General features: G+C 36.2%; 15 protein-coding genes. 8 read left to right on the top strand and 7 right to left on the bottom strand.

Features of this window, described 5'->3' with window-relative positions; all coding sequences use genetic code 11:
- Positions 1-8 precede the first annotated feature (8 nt).
- Positions 9-347, top strand: a complete 339-nt coding sequence (locus RNZ46_RS08175) for a P-II family nitrogen regulator (RefSeq protein WP_316984893.1) — start codon at positions 9-11, stop codon at positions 345-347.
- A gap of 31 nt (positions 348-378) precedes the next feature.
- On the top strand, positions 379-1,683 hold the full coding sequence (locus RNZ46_RS08180; RefSeq protein WP_316984894.1) for an ammonium transporter: 1,305 nt from the start codon (positions 379-381) through the stop codon (positions 1,681-1,683).
- A gap of 573 nt (positions 1,684-2,256) precedes the next feature.
- Here the strand turns inward: RNZ46_RS08180 and RNZ46_RS08185 are convergent.
- From RNZ46_RS08185 to RNZ46_RS08195, 3 genes are all read right to left on the bottom strand, one after another.
- A complete protein-coding gene (locus tag RNZ46_RS08185; RefSeq protein ID WP_316984895.1) occupies positions 2,257-2,589 on the bottom strand; it encodes a helix-turn-helix domain-containing protein in 333 nt (110 codons plus the stop codon).
- Between the two features lie 10 nt (positions 2,590-2,599).
- On the bottom strand, positions 2,600-2,932 hold the full coding sequence (locus RNZ46_RS08190; RefSeq protein WP_316984896.1) for a type II toxin-antitoxin system RelE/ParE family toxin: 333 nt from the start codon (positions 2,930-2,932) through the stop codon (positions 2,600-2,602).
- A 198-nt stretch (positions 2,933-3,130) separates the two neighbouring features.
- Positions 3,131-5,722, bottom strand: coding sequence for a phosphoenolpyruvate carboxylase (locus tag RNZ46_RS08195; RefSeq protein WP_316984897.1), 2,592 nt, complete (start codon positions 5,720-5,722; stop codon positions 3,131-3,133).
- A 282-nt stretch (positions 5,723-6,004) separates the two neighbouring features.
- On the opposite strand from RNZ46_RS08195, the gene RNZ46_RS08200 reads away from it, so the two are divergent.
- From RNZ46_RS08200 to nadB, 3 genes are read left to right on the top strand one after another with little or no spacing between them, the layout of a single operon-like run.
- The gene (locus RNZ46_RS08200; protein ID WP_316984898.1) at positions 6,005-7,813 is read left to right on the top strand and encodes a hypothetical protein; all 1,809 of its coding nucleotides are present in this window, start codon (positions 6,005-6,007) and stop codon (positions 7,811-7,813) included.
- Between the two features lie 37 nt (positions 7,814-7,850).
- Positions 7,851-8,777 (top strand): quinolinate synthase NadA, encoded by a 927-nt coding sequence (nadA, locus tag RNZ46_RS08205; protein WP_316984899.1) that lies wholly within the window; start codon positions 7,851-7,853, stop codon positions 8,775-8,777.
- Positions 8,778-8,779: 2 nt separating this feature from the next.
- A complete protein-coding gene (gene nadB / locus RNZ46_RS08210; RefSeq protein WP_316984900.1) occupies positions 8,780-10,351 on the top strand; it encodes an L-aspartate oxidase in 1,572 nt (523 codons plus the stop codon).
- Between the two features lie 34 nt (positions 10,352-10,385).
- On the opposite strand, the gene RNZ46_RS08215 is transcribed toward nadB, so the two are convergent.
- Positions 10,386-10,718 carry a single-stranded DNA-binding protein gene (locus RNZ46_RS08215; RefSeq protein ID WP_316984901.1) on the bottom strand — a complete coding sequence of 111 codons (333 nt, stop codon included), beginning with the start codon at positions 10,716-10,718 and terminating at the stop codon, positions 10,386-10,388.
- 179 nt (positions 10,719-10,897) lie between these two features.
- Here RNZ46_RS08215 and RNZ46_RS08220 point away from each other — a divergent pair, with 179 nt between their 5' ends.
- Both RNZ46_RS08220 and RNZ46_RS08225 read left to right on the top strand, forming a co-directional pair.
- On the top strand, positions 10,898-11,428 hold the full coding sequence (locus RNZ46_RS08220) for a GNAT family N-acetyltransferase (protein WP_316984902.1): 531 nt from the start codon (positions 10,898-10,900) through the stop codon (positions 11,426-11,428).
- Positions 11,429-11,464: 36 nt separating this feature from the next.
- The gene (locus tag RNZ46_RS08225; RefSeq protein ID WP_316984903.1) at positions 11,465-11,815 is read left to right on the top strand and encodes a hypothetical protein; all 351 of its coding nucleotides are present in this window, start codon (positions 11,465-11,467) and stop codon (positions 11,813-11,815) included.
- A 6-nt stretch (positions 11,816-11,821) separates the two neighbouring features.
- Here RNZ46_RS08225 and RNZ46_RS08230 read toward each other — a convergent pair whose 3' ends face one another.
- On the bottom strand, positions 11,822-12,289 hold the full coding sequence (locus tag RNZ46_RS08230) for a CBS domain-containing protein (protein WP_316984904.1): 468 nt from the start codon (positions 12,287-12,289) through the stop codon (positions 11,822-11,824).
- A gap of 169 nt (positions 12,290-12,458) precedes the next feature.
- On the opposite strand from RNZ46_RS08230, the gene RNZ46_RS08235 reads away from it, so the two are divergent.
- Positions 12,459-13,172, top strand: a complete 714-nt coding sequence (locus RNZ46_RS08235; protein WP_316984905.1) for a tetratricopeptide repeat protein — start codon at positions 12,459-12,461, stop codon at positions 13,170-13,172.
- 76 nt (positions 13,173-13,248) lie between these two features.
- Here the strand turns inward: RNZ46_RS08235 and RNZ46_RS08240 are convergent, their stop codons facing one another.
- The gene (locus RNZ46_RS08240) at positions 13,249-15,339 is read right to left on the bottom strand and encodes a M13 family metallopeptidase (protein ID WP_316984906.1); all 2,091 of its coding nucleotides are present in this window, start codon (positions 15,337-15,339) and stop codon (positions 13,249-13,251) included.
- A gap of 119 nt (positions 15,340-15,458) precedes the next feature.
- Positions 15,459-15,983: a hypothetical protein gene (locus RNZ46_RS08245; RefSeq protein WP_316984907.1), complete on the bottom strand. Its 525-nt coding sequence runs from the start codon at positions 15,981-15,983 to the stop codon at positions 15,459-15,461.
- Between the last annotated feature and the right edge of the window lie 108 nt (positions 15,984-16,091).

Raw genomic sequence — 16,091 nt, forward strand, 5'->3', positions numbered from 1 at the left:
AAGCAATCATGAAAAAAATTGAAGCAATTATTAGAAAATCCAAGTACAGCGAAGTTAGGGATGCCTTGCACGAAGTAGGCGTAAATTTTTTCTCGTACTGGGATGTAACCGGGTTAGGAAACGAAAAAGAAGGCCATGTGTACCGAGGGGTTTCCTATAGTACGAGCGATATTCAGCGCAGATATCTATCCATTGTGGTTAACGATGATTTTGAGGAAATAACCATAGACACCATTTTAAGAGTAGCGCGAACAGGCGATGTTGGCGATGGGAAAATTTTTGTTTCCGATGTCAAGGAATGTTACAGAATACGAACCGGACAAAAAGGCGGAGATACCTTAAGATAATCATCATCATTTAAATAATCATTAAAATATTATGGAATTACTTACTACAAACAATGTATGGATGATGATCTGTACAGCACTCGTTTTCTTTATGCATATGGGTTTTGCCCTCTTGGAAATAGGATTAACGAGACAAAAAAATACATTAAACATCCTTTTTAAAAACATATTTATTATTACCGTTGGCTTGCTTTTATATGCTCTGGTTGGGTTTAACTTAACCTATCCAGGGTTTGAATCTGGTGATTGGGGGATATTCGGATTTGCAGGATTTGGACTGGATTCACCATTAACCAGTGCAGGAACTTTGGATCTCGCCTATAATGAAGGCTATACCTATTGGACCGACTTTTTGTTTCAAGGTATGTTTGCAGCAACGGCAGCGACCATAGTTTCGGGAGCAGTGGCTGAACGTATGAAGATTGGCGCGTTTATGATTTACGCTGTAATTTATGTTGGCTTTGTTTACCCCATTGCGGGTTCATGGAAATGGGGCGGCGGATTTTTAGACCAATTGGGCTTTTATGATTTTGCAGGTTCTACTTTAGTGCACTCTGTTGGAGGATGGGGCGCCTTGGTAGCTGTGTGTTTATTGGGTGCCAGAATAGGTAAATTTAAAAACGGAAAAATACAGGCCATTCCAGGGCATAATATTCCTTTGGCAACGGCGGGTGTATTAATTCTTTGGTTAGGTTGGTTTGGTTTTAACGGTGGCTCTGTGCTTTCTGCAGACCCAGGATTAACCTCTTTGGTTTTAGTTACCACGTGTTTAGCCGCAGCAAGTGGTGGGGTTGTAGCTGCCATTACCTCAACAATCGTCTACAAAAATTTAGATTTAACCATGTTTTTAAATGGTATTCTTGGAGGCCTTGTGGGTATTACTGCTGGTGCAGACGTAATGTCGCCAACAGCGGCTATAATAATAGGTGCCGTATCGGGTGCGCTCATTGTTTTTGCCGTTGGGTGTATTGATAGGCTAAAGTTAGACGATCCTGTTGGGGCCATTGCCGTACATTTAGTTTGTGGTATTTGGGGAACGCTGGCTGTTGGTATCTTCGGATTTAGTGCCGTTACCAATGATGCAGGTGATTTTTTAAACGCCAAGGGCGATGTGGTTGCAACGATTTCTGAAGCGGCCAATAGTTTATCGTTTTTACCGCAATTATATGGTGTACTAGCTTATGCCGCCATTTGTACCATTTCTACCTTTTTAATTGTTTTTGTATTGAAGAAAACAATCGGTATCAGGGTCTCAGAACTCGAAGAACTTGAAGGTTTAGATTCTCACGAACACGGTATGGACGCCTATCCGGATTTTAGATTGAATGAGCATTAAAACATAGAATTAGCCTATTTAGTTTAAAATGCCTTGCGAATTTCGTGAGGCATTTTTTTATTATCAAGTTACAGGTTTACATCCTACAATTTCATTGCGGTTATTTTAGTTTCTAAAAACTTTTAAGAGTGTTTTGTCATTTCGATAGTACGCGGAACGAGTGATGACAAACCTTATACCGATGAGATTCCTCTTCGTACCTCATTCGGAATGGCAAGCAAGTTTCAAAAGGAATTTTATTCTTTATTTAAAACTATAGGTTTCAAATCCATAAAGGTTTATTTCTTTAAAAAGGAGGTGTTTTTTTGAGTTCCAATAATTACTGGAACTCAAACGTTAGTAGTAATTTTAAACTTTTTTTGGAAGGTTCGTTTATTGGTTTTGTATATGAAACGTAGCGTGTAAAAAGACGCTGACTTTTCGGATTATACACGAGCCGAATTTTTAAATTTTTCTTTTTACTTTATTTTACTAAAAGCCAAATTTAAAAATTTGGCGACTTTCCAAATATGCCTTAACTTCGATTATGCAACTGACTAGCTATGAGCTATATACGTTATTGCCAGTAGTGCTTTACGCTACTTTGAAGTCAAAATCGTTCATTTCGACGCTAAACTTGACATTTGCTTTTAAGGCTCTAAATACTTTTAAGATCGTTTCTATTGTAACGTTTTTTGTGTTTCGTTCCAATTTAGATATTTGCGATTTCTGAACCCCTATTAATTCGCCAAGTTGTTCTTGTGTTAAATTTCTTTCTTTTCGAACAGATTTTATCATATCTCCAAGTACTTCCATACGCAAGTCAAATTCATATTTGTCTCGTTCTGGTGTCCCAATCTTCCCGATGTCTTTGTCCTTCATTTGGTCAAGTGTCATCATTTTCATTTTTTTGTTTTTCGTTGCCATAATTTCAGATTTATTCTTCAAAATATTCAGCTCTTATTTTCAATGCTTTCTCAATTTGTGATTTCGGAACTTTATTTACTTTCTTAATCATTCCGTGTGTTGATAACACAAGCGTTTCAGTTTTGTCAGTTTTATCCCAAAAGGCAAAAAGTCTGTATTGAATTCCTTGGTAAAGTGTTCTAAATTCCCAAATTTCATCTGTCAATTTCTTAAAAAGCTTTGGGTCATTTTCGAGTTTTGCTTTATCCAAATTATAATAGATTTTCTTTTTAGCTTTCGCATCTATTTTGGACATAAAGTCAATAGCTTGTTCAAGAAAAACTACTTCAAATTTTGGTTTCATTCAGTTTATTTGTCGATTTACTTTAGCAAAGATAACAAAAAGTTGAATTAAAAGGAAACTTTTTAGGTTTACCTCGCATTACTGGCAGGGGCCTTAGGATATAAATTGTCTGGAATATTGTTTATATCCGCCGATAAACGAAGTTATGTTTTTTTCTGACAAATTCAAATGTTGTAAATAGTAAATATGTAATACTATTTAAGCCGAATTTCTACTCGCATTAATATTCCCGAAAAGCGAACGGGTTACTATTTTTTCATAAATCTTCTTTTCTTCATCATCATTACTAACCCCTGCTTTTTCCAGTTCCTGGATTTTTTTAAGCGCATATTGTTGTATGGTCAACAACGGCAAAACAATAGATTCCCTAACCTCTATTGAGGCTTTTCCAGTGGGTTCGTTTTCCATTAATTCAGTATAGCCTGTAAGTTTTAAAAGCAACCTTTTGGTGGTGGTGTATTCATCGTAAATGATATTCCAGAAATCACCAAACTCCTCGTCTTTAGACATGTATTTTGTTAAATCGAAAAACGATTTTGTTAAAGACATCATACTGTTTTCCAACAAGGTTTTAAAGAATTTTGAGTTTTTGTAAAGTGCTTCAACTTTATCAAACTCACCGGCATCTTCATATTTTTTAAGCGCGGTGCCTACGCCAAAAAAGCCTGGAACATTTTGTTTTAATTGACTCCATGAGCCCACAAATGGTATGGCTCTTAAATCTGAAAACACCAATTTATCTGAAGACCCACGTTTGGTCGGGCGGCTTCCAATATTGGTTTTTGCGTAGAATTTTAAGGTGCTCATCCGCTCTAAATACGGAATAAACATGGGGTGGCTTTTAAAATCCTTGTAGGTTTTATAGCTGGTTTCGGCTAAATCCGTCATAACGGCTCTATCAGCATCCGATAATTTGTTGCGCCCGCCAGAAATTCTGTTGTCTATTCCAGAACTAATAAGCTGTTCTAAGTTATATTGCGACGAATCCAAGGTGCCAAAATTAGAGCTAATGGTTTGCCCTTGAATGGTAAGCTGCACTTCTTTGTCCTCAATAGTGGGGCCTAAAGACGAGTAAAACTGATGTGTTTTTCCGCCGCCTCGTGCCGGTGGCCCACCACGACCATCAAAAAATATAGCCGTTACATCGTATTTTCTAGACATTTCGGTAAGTAGCTCCTTGGCTTTAAAAATACCCCAGTTGGCCATTAAATAACCACCGTCTTTGGTGCCATCAGAAAAACCAAGCATGATGGTTTGTTTGTTGCCCCGGCTTTCTAAATGGGCTCTGTATGCAGGGTTTGAATACAGCTGCTCCATAACTGCCGGTGCATTTTCCAAGTCGGTAATGGTTTCAAAGAGTGGCACAACATCAACGGTTAAGCGCTCTTTAAACGCCACTATTTTAAGCATGGCGAAAAGCTGCATAACATTTAAAGCTGTTTGGTTGTTGCTTATTATATAACGATTGGCTCCGCGCTCGCCATTGGTTGCTTGAATATCTTCAATAGCTTCAATGGTTCTTAACGTGTTGCGCACCATTTCATCCTCAAAAGCATCAATGTCTATAGCTTCGTGCTTAGCTTTTGATAATATGTTTATCTGTTCGTCTTCGCTTAAATCATTATAATTTTTTGGGAACGAATCACTTTCTTTTTCAATTAAATGATTGATAACGGTAGAGAAAACATTGTCATGAATGCGGCTGTCTTGCCTAATATCCAAAGTGGCAAAATGGTATCCAAACAAATGGATTCTGTTTATTAAATTATGAATTTCACTAATGTATAACGATTGGTGTTCTTTTACAATGTGATTTCTTATGCTTAACAATTCCTTGATAAGCTCTTTTGAAGAAATGGTTTTTTTAGTGTTTAAATTGATGCTATAGTTATATAAAATAGTCTCTAATTTAATAATCCGTTCTTCTACATCTCTAAAGGTGAGCTTGCGCCTTAAAGCTTTTAGGTCTTGATAGTATTTTTTTAGAATGGCTTTTTTAAGTTTTTTAGCCACCTTTATGGTTGTTTTTGGTTTTACAAACGGATTTCCGTCGCGGTCTCCCCCTGGCCAAAAACCAATATTTATTATCTCGTTATGCTTTTTGCCGTCGTCGTAAATATTTTGTTGAATGTAATTGTAAATTTCTCCAAACGAAGTGTAAAACACATTTTCCAAATACCAAATAAGGCTTTTTGCTTCCCGATACGGCGTTGGTTTTTGGCGTTTAAAAAAGGGTGTTTTCCCCAATTGGGCAAATAAGTTATTAATTTCTGATAGGTTATTGTCTTTTATGGCTTCGGTTAAATCGGTAATAATGCCCAAAACCGAACCTGGGTAAAACTGTGTTGGGTGGGCCGTTAATACAATACGAACCTTAAATTCTTCAAGATAGGCTTTCAAATCTTCCAACCTGTTTTCGGCTGTGGCCGACTCTTTAAGATTTCTTAAGGTACCAAGCCCTTCCATATTATTTATAATTGGGAATGCGGCATCTTCAATAGCATCAAATAAAACAACCTGCCGTTCAATGTATTGAATAAAACGAAATAGCAAATTTATTTGGCTCTGTTTATTGCGGCGCGCTTGGTATTTTTTAAAAAATGTATCTACAATGGTTGTGGGATCTTCTTCGTGTGCAAATCCTTTTTTACAGGTTTCATGAAACAAGGGTAATAATGCCCCTGTTTTTGTAACGGTATCAAATGGTAATGTCATAAATACACTATTGTAAATTTGGTATTTAGACAGTACGTTTTGCTTAAATCTAACTAATTTTGGTTCTACAGACATAATAGCAATCTAATTGAGATTAACCGTAAAAATACTAAAGGAAAAACGAAATGGCATAGGTACAATTAAGTTTTATCAATTTTTATTGTTGTGCCGATTCTTATTAAGAATAATTAAATAAAACGGGAGCTATCCTTACATCTTTATAATTGGTAATGCTAATTTTTTGGGAAGTAAAATCTGCAGCATTCTTTTTATAAACAATGCAATTCAAAAAAGTATGATAATTATCATATTCGGTGGATTATCAACTCAATACCTTTGCCGATTAATGCAAGATGTATGAAAAAAGCACACTCGTTTCACATTCCGGTAATGGGAATTGGATTCACAATAGATACGCCTTTAAAGGTGGCCCAATACGGTATGGACTCTGTAATTTCTTTAGTTGATGATATTTTACTTGAGAAATTAAGAAAAATGTACAGCGAAAAATTCAAGATGCCCTACAGCGAAATCACCGATAAGATAGATGATTTTAGAGCTAAAAGAATTACCTCATATTTGAATTTGATAAGCGATTTAGCCGATAAAAAGTTTGAATCGTTAAAACAGTTAACCACCGAAAAAAGCGACGATTTATTGGCCTACATCAATATGCTTCCGGATGGTTCGAAACTAAAGTCTGAGTTTAAGAAAATAACGTCTAAAGAATTTCATTTTCCGGATATTAAAAAATGGGCAAACAGCAATTTGTCAATGGGCAGTATTGATGTTAATATCATGACCAAAGTTGATAAAGACAATTATAAAAAGAACGATAAACTACCAACCGAATATAACGATGCTCACGCTGCATTACGAGGTTTTGCCAATAGCAAGCTCAATTCGTCGGTGGTGCTTTCTGCAGGAATGAACCCAAGGCTGTATAGCTATATGGCGCAGTTTAACGGTTTTTTTCCAGATAGAAACGGCGCGTTTAAAAAGAAAATTATTTTAAAAGTGAGCGATTTTAGGTCGGCACTTATTCAAGGGAAATTTTTAGCCAAAAAAGGCTTGTGGGTTTCAGAATATAGAATTGAATCTGGGTTAAATTGTGGCGGACATGCCTTTGCCACAGACGGGTATCTTTTAGGGCCTGTTTTAGCCGAATTTAAAGAAAAAAGAGAAGCCTTAAAAACTGATATTCAAACCCTATTAACCCAAGAGCTTAAAAATCAAAATAGAGTTGTGCCAAACCAAGCATTACCTATTCAAATAACAGCTCAAGGTGGTGTTGGCACCAAAGAAGAACACGAGTTTTTAATAGACCATTATAATTTAGACTCCGTAGGTTGGGGGTCTCCTTTTTTACTCGTGCCAGAGGCTACAACGGTTGATGATAATACCTTGCAGCAATTAGCAAAAGCTAAAGAAAAAGACTTGTATTTAAGCGATATTTCGCCTTTGGGTGTACCGTTTAACAATCTTAAAAACAATACCAAAGATGCTGAAAAACAAGCATTAATTAATAAAGGAAGACCGGGAAGTTCCTGCCCAAAAAAGTTTGTTGCGCTTAACAAAGAATTTAAAGAAACGGGTATTTGTACGGCATCAAGAGAATATCAATATTTAAAAATAAAGGCTTTAAACGAACAGCATCTCGATAAAGAAGCGCATGACAAACAATACCATAAAATTATCGAGAAATCGTGTACTTGTGTAGGTTTAGGCACATCGGCCTTATTAAAATACAATTTAGACACCAAGGTTGAAGGCAAAGGTGTTTCCATTTGCCCCGGGCCAAATATGGCATACTATTCCAAAGTTATGAGCTTAAAAAACATAACCGATCATATTTACGGAAGAGCCAATATGGTAACCCGAAACGACCGCCCCAACTTGTTTATTAAAGAGCTTCAAATTTACATCGATTTCCTAAAAAATAAATTGGAAGACGCTAAAGTATCGTTTAATAAAAAAGAAGAAAAATACCTGTTAACATTTACGAATAATATGAAAGAAGGTGTTTCGTATTATAAAAATTTGTTTCAAAACACAAAACATGTATTTCAAGATTTTAAATCAACGGTTTTAAATGAATTAAATACAAGTGAATTAACTCTAAATACGATTCATTCAGAAATTAAAACTTTAGCTGTTAAGGCATAGTTTGATTTTTTTTGAATGCTAACCGAATGCTGATACAATGGATTTAGTTAAAAAAATACACCGTTTAAAAAAAGAGAAAAACGCCGTAATTCTTGCGCATTATTATCAAGTGCCAGAAATACAGGATATAGCGGATTATGTTGGCGATAGTTTGGGGCTATCACAAAAAGCCGCTGAAACCAAGGCCGATATTATTGTGTTCGCCGGTGTGCATTTTATGGCAGAAACCGCTAAAATATTAAGTCCAAAAAAAACGGTGGTGTTGCCCGATTTAAATGCAGGTTGCTCGTTGGCAGATTCTTGTCCGCCAGAGGCTTTTAAAGCATTTACAGAAGCGCACCCCAATCATGTGGTGATTACTTATGTAAATTGTTCGGCAGAAATAAAAGCCTTGAGCGATATTGTTTGCACCTCGTCCAACGCCTTAAAAATTGTAGAATCTATCCCTAAAGAAACCCCAATTATTTTTGCTCCCGATAAAAATTTAGGAGCTTACATCATCAAGGAAACGGGACGCGATATGTTGCTTTGGGACGGCAGTTGTGTGGTGCACGAAGCGTTTTCAATGGATAAATTAATCGAGCTTCATAAAAAATACCCCGATTATAAAATTATAGCACATCCAGAATCTGAGGAGCATATTTTAAATACGGCGACATATATCGGCTCAACCGCAGGTATGATAAATTATGTAAAACAGCACCAAAACCAAAAATTTATTGTGGCAACCGAGGCTGGTATTTTGCATAAAATGAAAGAGGCTATGCCCTATACCGAATTAATACCTGCACCGGCGAAAGAAGATAATACCTGCGCCTGCAGCGAGTGCCATTTTATGAAAATGAATACACTTCAAAAACTATACGATTGTTTGCTTAACGAATCGCCGCAAATTGAAGTTGACGAAACCATTATTGAGCGTGCTTTATTGCCTATAGAACGCATGTTGGAATTATCTAAATAATAATGACAACAGATTATCTGGTAATTGGTTCGGGCATTGCGGGTTTAACTTTTTCGGTTAAAATTGCTGAGGCATTTCCCAATAGAACGGTAACCATAATCACTAAAACCAACGAAGAAGAGTCCAACACAAAATACGCTCAAGGCGGTGTAGCCGTAGTGTTAAATTCTAAAAAAGATTCTTTCCAAAAACACATTCAAGACACTTTAATTGCGGGCGATGGACTTTGTGATGCTGCCATTGTGGAAATGGTTGTTAAAGAAGGCCCTAAACGCTTGGAAGAACTCATGGCCTGGGGCGCAAATTTTGATTTTGATACGCTTGGAAACTTAGATTTAGGAAAAGAAGGTGGGCACTCCGAATACCGTGTGGCGCACCATAAAGATATTACGGGAGCAGAAATTGAACGCGCTTTATTGGCGCAGGCGCATCAACTAAAAAACGTTACTATTTTAACGCATCATTTTGCAATTGATTTAATTACAAATCACCATGTGTCGGGAAAAAAACCTAAAAAAAATGCCTGTTATGGAGCTTATGTTTTAAATCAAAAAACAAAAACCATTTTTACCCTAAAAGCCCACCATACAGTGTTGGCTTCGGGTGGCATTGGTTGGGTTTACGGGCACACCACCAATCCTGTAATTGCAACTGGCGATGGTATTGCTATGGCATATAGGGCTAAAGCAAAAATTTCGGATATGGAATTTGTGCAATTTCATCCCACGGCATTGTTTGAGGCTAACGGCGAATCGTCATTTTTAATATCCGAAGCGGTTAGAGGTTTTGGTGCTTATTTACGCAATACATCAGGAGAGCGGTTTATGCCAAATTACGATGAGCGTGCAGAATTAGCATCGCGAGATATTGTATCGCAAAGTATTGATAACGAGCTAAAAAAAACAGGAGATACCCATGTGTTTTTAGATTGTACGCATTTGGATATGACGGCTTTTAGAAAACACTTTCCTAATATTTATAAAAAATGTGAAGCGCATAATATTCATATTGAAACCGATTGGATTCCCGTTGTACCGGCAGCTCATTATTTATGTGGCGGCATTGATGTTGATGTGGACGGAAAAACGTCGGTTCATAATTTATTTGCCTGCGGCGAATGTACCAAAACCGGTTTGCATGGTGCCAACCGATTGGCCTCAAATTCATTGTTGGAAGCATTGGTTTATGCGCATAATATTTTTAAATATCTCAGAAATGATAGTTGTAAATCTTTGGATTTGAATATTCCCGATTGGGATGATGAGGGTACAAACACACCAAAAGAACAGGTTTTAGTACAGCATAATTTACGGCAACTACAAGCTTTAATGCGCAATTATGTTGGGATTGTGCGCGGCCATAACCGATTAAAAAAAGCTATAAAACACCTCGATTTAATGTACGCTGAAGTTGAAAGTTTTTATAAAGCCTCAAAAATTTCCACACCACTTTGCGAATTAAGAAACATGATTAATGTGGCACATTTAATTATTAATCAATCTTTAGAAAGAAAAGAAAACAAAGGCGGGTATTTTAATGTGGATAATGTAAAAAAACAAACAGAACTCTTATAAAAGAATCCTGTTTGTTTTTAGAGCAAAAAAAGGTTTATTTTCCTAACATAAGTAACTCGCTGCATACCACCTCGGTGATGTAACGTTTGTTGCCGTCTTTATCATCATAGCTTCGCGAAGTTAGTTTCCCTTCAATGGCAACCTCTTTTCCTTTGGTTACGTACTTTTCAATAATTTGGGCCGTTTTACCCCAAGCCACAATATTATGCCATTGGGTGTCTGTAATTTTTTCACCTTTATTATTAGTGTAGCTGTCGTTTGTGGCCATATTAAATTTAGCCAATGTTTTTCCTGATTCAAGATTGATGATTTCCGGATCGTTTCCTAAGTTACCAATCAACTGTACTTTGTTTCTAAGTGTGTTCATAATTTTAAATTTACGTGTTAAACAGTTAATACTATCGAGTTCTTATGTTTCGACACTGCAAATATGCAACGGCATCCAAAAGTTATTCGGTTATTACTTGTTTAAAATCGTTTGTAAATGTTTGTAGTCGTTTGTAAATGGATAAATTTTACTATATTTAGGGAACTTTTAAGCCATATATGACATTCCACATAGAAACCGAAAGACTTATTTTAAGAGAACTCAGGCCAACCGATTTAAACGGCATGTTCGAGCTTGACGCTAACCCCGAAGTACATAAATATTTGGGAAATAAACCCGTTAAAACCATTGAGGAATCCCAGAAAATACTGGATAGTGTTTTCAATCAATATAAACAGCGTGGTATTGGCAGATTTGCAGCTATTGAAAAGTTGTCAGGGAATTTTATAGGTTGGTCGGGGATACGTTTAAACACCGAATACAACATGAATGGCTACACAAGATATTACGATGTGGGCTATAGGTTTATACCTAAATATTGGGGTAAAGGATATGCCACTGAATCTGGTAAAGCTGCGGTAAATTACGCTTTTAATGAATTAAAACTAACGGAATTGTATGCCACAACACATTTGGAAAATGAAGCATCGCACCGTGCGTTATTAAAAATAGGTTTGACATATATTGAAGATTTCTATTTTGAAGAAGAGGCAATGGACTTGCGTTGGTATAAAATTAAAAGCCGATAACGGGCATTAATTAAGAAATAGCATAAATTTAAATGGATGGAAAAGAAATGTCTAGAATGTGGCGATAAGATTGTAGGCAGAATTGATAAAAAATTCTGTAGCGATGCTTGTAGAAACGCTTACAACAACAATATTAATAAAGATCACAAAAACTTAATAAGAAATACCAATAACAGGCTCAGAAAAAATTATAGGATTTTAGAAGCTTTAAACCCAACCGATAAAACCAAAACTTCGCGCGCCAAACTTATTGAAAAAGGTTTCGATTTTAATTACTTTACCAGTATTTACACCACTAAAAAAGGTACGGTATACTATTTTGTTTACAACCAAGGCTATCTGCCTTTAGAGGGCGATTACTATGCTTTGGTAAAAAGAGAGGGGTAACAAATCCTATTTCCAAGTTTGTCCTTTAAGTTTCATAGCGGCCTTAAGCACATCCTTTTGGCTAATTTGCCCCACCAATTTGCCGTTCTCAACTATGGGAAACCTACGGTGCTTGGTTTTTAAAAACTCATTGGCAGCATCAAAAATATTCATGTTGCCATCAATGGTATCTACATTTTGGGTGATAAACTTTTCAATGGTTTTATCTTGCATGGGCATATTATAATACCGACTTTCACTAATTTGTTTAATACAATCACCTTCAGAAATTATCCCAACCAGCTCATTTTTTTCATTTACCACAGGGCCGCCGGAAATTCGGTTTTTAATTAACGACTGCATTACACTTTCAATGGTTTGCTTGGGTGTAAACGTAATTAAATCCCGTGTCATATAGTCACTAACCTTTAACGGTGTGCTATCTTCAGCATTTGTTTGCTGCCTTCTTGCGCCTTGGAAACTTTTAATTGCCATATTAAATAATAATTAAAGTAATCTTAAATATAATTATTTTTTTTGAAACTTCCTAAAATAGAGGTGTGATTTTTGGTTTTCAGAAACTAAAAAATAAAAATAATTAGCAATGTTTTAAGACATTACACGCTATTTTTTTATAGTTTTAGCGAAATTTAAAAAAGTAGAAATGAAACGAATTTTAATGTTGGCTTTAGTGGTAGGCTGTTTTCAGTTAAACGCACAAACCAGCCCAGAATTAATTAAGCATTACGAGGCTTATTACAAACAAATGAAAAAGCAGGGCGATATGCAGGGTATTGTTAATGCCATGACACATTTAAACGTGTTGTCGCCATCTGTGGCAAGACAAGATACTTTGGCCTATATTTATATGAGCGAAGGTAAGTATGTACAGGCTTTAAATACCATTGGTATTGAAAAAAATGTTGGCGATTCTGATATTGCAGTGGAGGTTAAAGCACTGTCTTTAAAATCGGTAAAGCGGCCAGAATTGGCAGTTGGGCATTTTGAGGAACTTTTTAAAAGAAACCCGAATGCACTTATCGCATATGAGTTGGCAGAATTAAACTTACAAACCCAAAAATTGGATGAGGCTTTAAAGCATATTAACTACGGACTTGCCAACGCTAAAGACGATATGACCAAAGCGTTTTACGAAACGCAGCAACCTTATCAAGTGCCCTTAAAGGCTGCTTTTATGTATTTGAATGCGTTAGTAGTATATAACCAGGATACAAAAGCAAATATTGATAAAGCGGTTGATATTTTGGATGCCGCCCAAAAAACGGCGCCTAATTTTAATTTAATACAACTTACAAAATCCGAATTGTTAAGACAAAAGCAAGCTTTATCACAAGCTGCCGGACAGCCTAAAAATTAGATTCAAAATAAGAAATAAAAAAGCGCCGATTCTCAATTGAGAATCGGCGCTTTTTTATTGAAAACACAATTTAAGATTACCAGATTTTTACACGATCTTCTGGTTTTAAATACATGGGGTCGCCTTCTTTAATATCAAAGGCTTCATAAAAAGCATCCACATTTTTAAGAGGCATAACGGCACGATACATACCAGGAGAATGTGTATTGGTTTTTATCTGATTGCGTAAAGCATCATCAGTGTATTTTGTTCTCCAAATGGTTGCCCACGATAAAAACAAACGTTGCTCTGGTGTAAAACCATCAATATTTTCTGGTCTGCCATGTTCTGCCAAATACAATTGCAAGCCATCGTAAGCAGCATTTATACCACCTAAATCCCCAATGTTTTCTCCTAAGGTAAATTCACCATTTAAAAACGTGTCTGGTAAAGCTTCTTCGGCACTATATTGCTCAGAAAGCTTTTTTCCTAAAGCGGTAAATTGCTCTAAATCTTCGTCGGTCCACCAATTGTTTAAGTTTCCATCGGCATCGTAACGCGAGCCAGAATCATCAAAACAATGCGATATTTCATGACCAATTACAGCGCCAATACCACCGTAATTTACAGCTTCATCGGCTTGGTAGTTGTAAAAAGGCGGTTGTAAAATAGCTGCGGGAAAAACAATTTCGTTATACGGCGGCATAAAATAGGCGTTTACAACTTGAGGCGCCATAAGCCATTCGCTTTTATCAACTGGTTTTCCGAGTTTATTTAAGTTGTCTTTGAAATTCCAAGCTCTTACATTTTGCATGTTGCTAAAGTACGAGCCACCATCTTCAATACTTTTTACTTCAAGTTCCGAATAGTCTTTCCATTGGTCAGGATAGGCTATTTTAACATTCATTTTTTGTAACTTCTCCTTTGCTTTTTCTTTGGTTTCAGGCGTCATCCAATCTAAATTATCGATTCTTTTTTCAAAGGCCAGCATAATGTTTTTAATCATTTTTTCAGCTTTAGCTTTCGCTTCTGGTGGGAATTTTTTATCCACATAAAGTTTCCCTAAAGCTTCACCAATAGTGCCGTTTAATGTTCCTAAAGCGCGTTCTTCTCGGTCTCTTTGTTTTTTTGAGCCTCTTAGTTCCTTGCTGTAAAACTCCCAATTGGCTTTATCGATTTCTGTGGATAACAACCCGGAATTTCCATCAATTACGGTCCAACGCAAATAGTTTTTCCAATCGTTGATATTATTCTCTTTTAAAATACCTTCCAAGGCCTTAAAGTATCCTGGATCTGTAACGATAACAGTGTCCAATTCCTTAACGCCAATACCTTTAAAATAGGCATTCCAGTTGATTGAAGGTGTCATTTCCGCCAAATCGTCCATCGATTTAGGGTTGTACCTTTTTCTGGCATCGCGCCTATCTTCTTTGGTCATTCTTGGTTTCGCCATTCGGGTTTCGAAAGCTAAAATATTATCTGCATTTGTTTTGGCTTCTTCATCGGAATCACCAATAAATTTTAACATACGTGCAATGTGTGCACGATATTTTTCGCGTTTTGCTTTGGTGTCATCATCTTCGTCAACATAATAATCGCGACTTAAGCCCAACGCGCCATTGCCTAAATAACCTGCATTTAGATTGCTGTTTTTAGGATGTGCGCCTACGCCAAAACCAAAAAAAGCACGACCGCCCTTTGGAGCTGTTTCGATTAAAAAATTTTGCAAATCGCTATTGGTTTTAATGTTGTCAATTTTAGCCAATACGCTTTCAATGGGTTTAATACCTTGGGCATCACGGGTTACGGTATCCATTATGGATTGAAACAGAAATACCGCTTTTTCTTGGTCTGAGCCCGGTAAAACTTCAATGGTATTCAAATCTTTATCGGTTGCCATGGCCGATTTTAAAATAGCCAAAGCATCTTCATCGGTTTTTTTTCTGAGTTCATCAAAACTTCCCCAGCGAGTTCGGTCTGATGGAATGTCGTTATTATCTAACCAAGTGCCATTGACGTGTCTGAAAAAATCATCACTTGGTTTTACATTGGTGTCCATGTATTCTAAGTTAATACCTGGTACGGTTTCCATTTGTGCGGTTTCTTTTTTGGCATCGTTTTTACAGGCAACAAGTCCTAAAAAAGCCAATCCGCTAAATAGAAATAAAGAATTCAATTTGGTTTTCATGTGTTTGTAATTAGTGATTTAGTTTTAAAAAATTGTTTTACAAGGTACTATTATTTAGCACTTTCAAAATGCTATTTATAACAACCTTAACAAAAGATTAAGAAAATAAGAGGTGTGTTTTATTGGGGTTTTTGTATGTTCCGGCTGTCTTTTTCCAGCTTTTTATTCATTTGGAAGTTTAAATTTGATACCGCTACCAAAAACTCTTTTACGGTAGCATTAAGCTCTTTTTTACTTGTAGTCGATAGGTTATATAAGCTTTCTAACTTTAAAACTTTAGTGTCTAAAACCTGTAATCTGGCCAAGGTTGCAGGGGTATTTACAGGTGCGGGAATATTCTTTTTTAAATCTGTTAAAAGCGTTTTAATGGCCTCTTCATTATTGCTAAAAAAAATTAAGTCGCCTTTTTTTACATTGTTTACAACGTCTTGAAGTTGGTAGTATTCTTGCCAGTTTTCAATGGCACGCTCTGTTTTTTCGTCCAATCCAAAATCAACAAAATCAAGTTTTGCAATGTCGCTTTCAGTTAATTCCTGACTTGTGTTTTCCGTCTCATCAACCTCGATGGGATTATTTTCTTCCGTTTTTTTACAGGACAATATGACGATAAAAATACCAATGAGGCTTATTAGTTTAAGTTTCATGCAGCAATATGTTTTTGGATGCTTTACAAAGATATAGCAATAGTTTGTTTTATGTAAAATAATCTATCGTGTTATTAAAACTTTTCAATTTTAAAATGAAATATTTTC

The organism is Hwangdonia lutea (assembly GCF_032814565.1).
Lineage (GTDB): Bacteria > Bacteroidota > Bacteroidia > Flavobacteriales > Flavobacteriaceae > Hwangdonia > Hwangdonia lutea.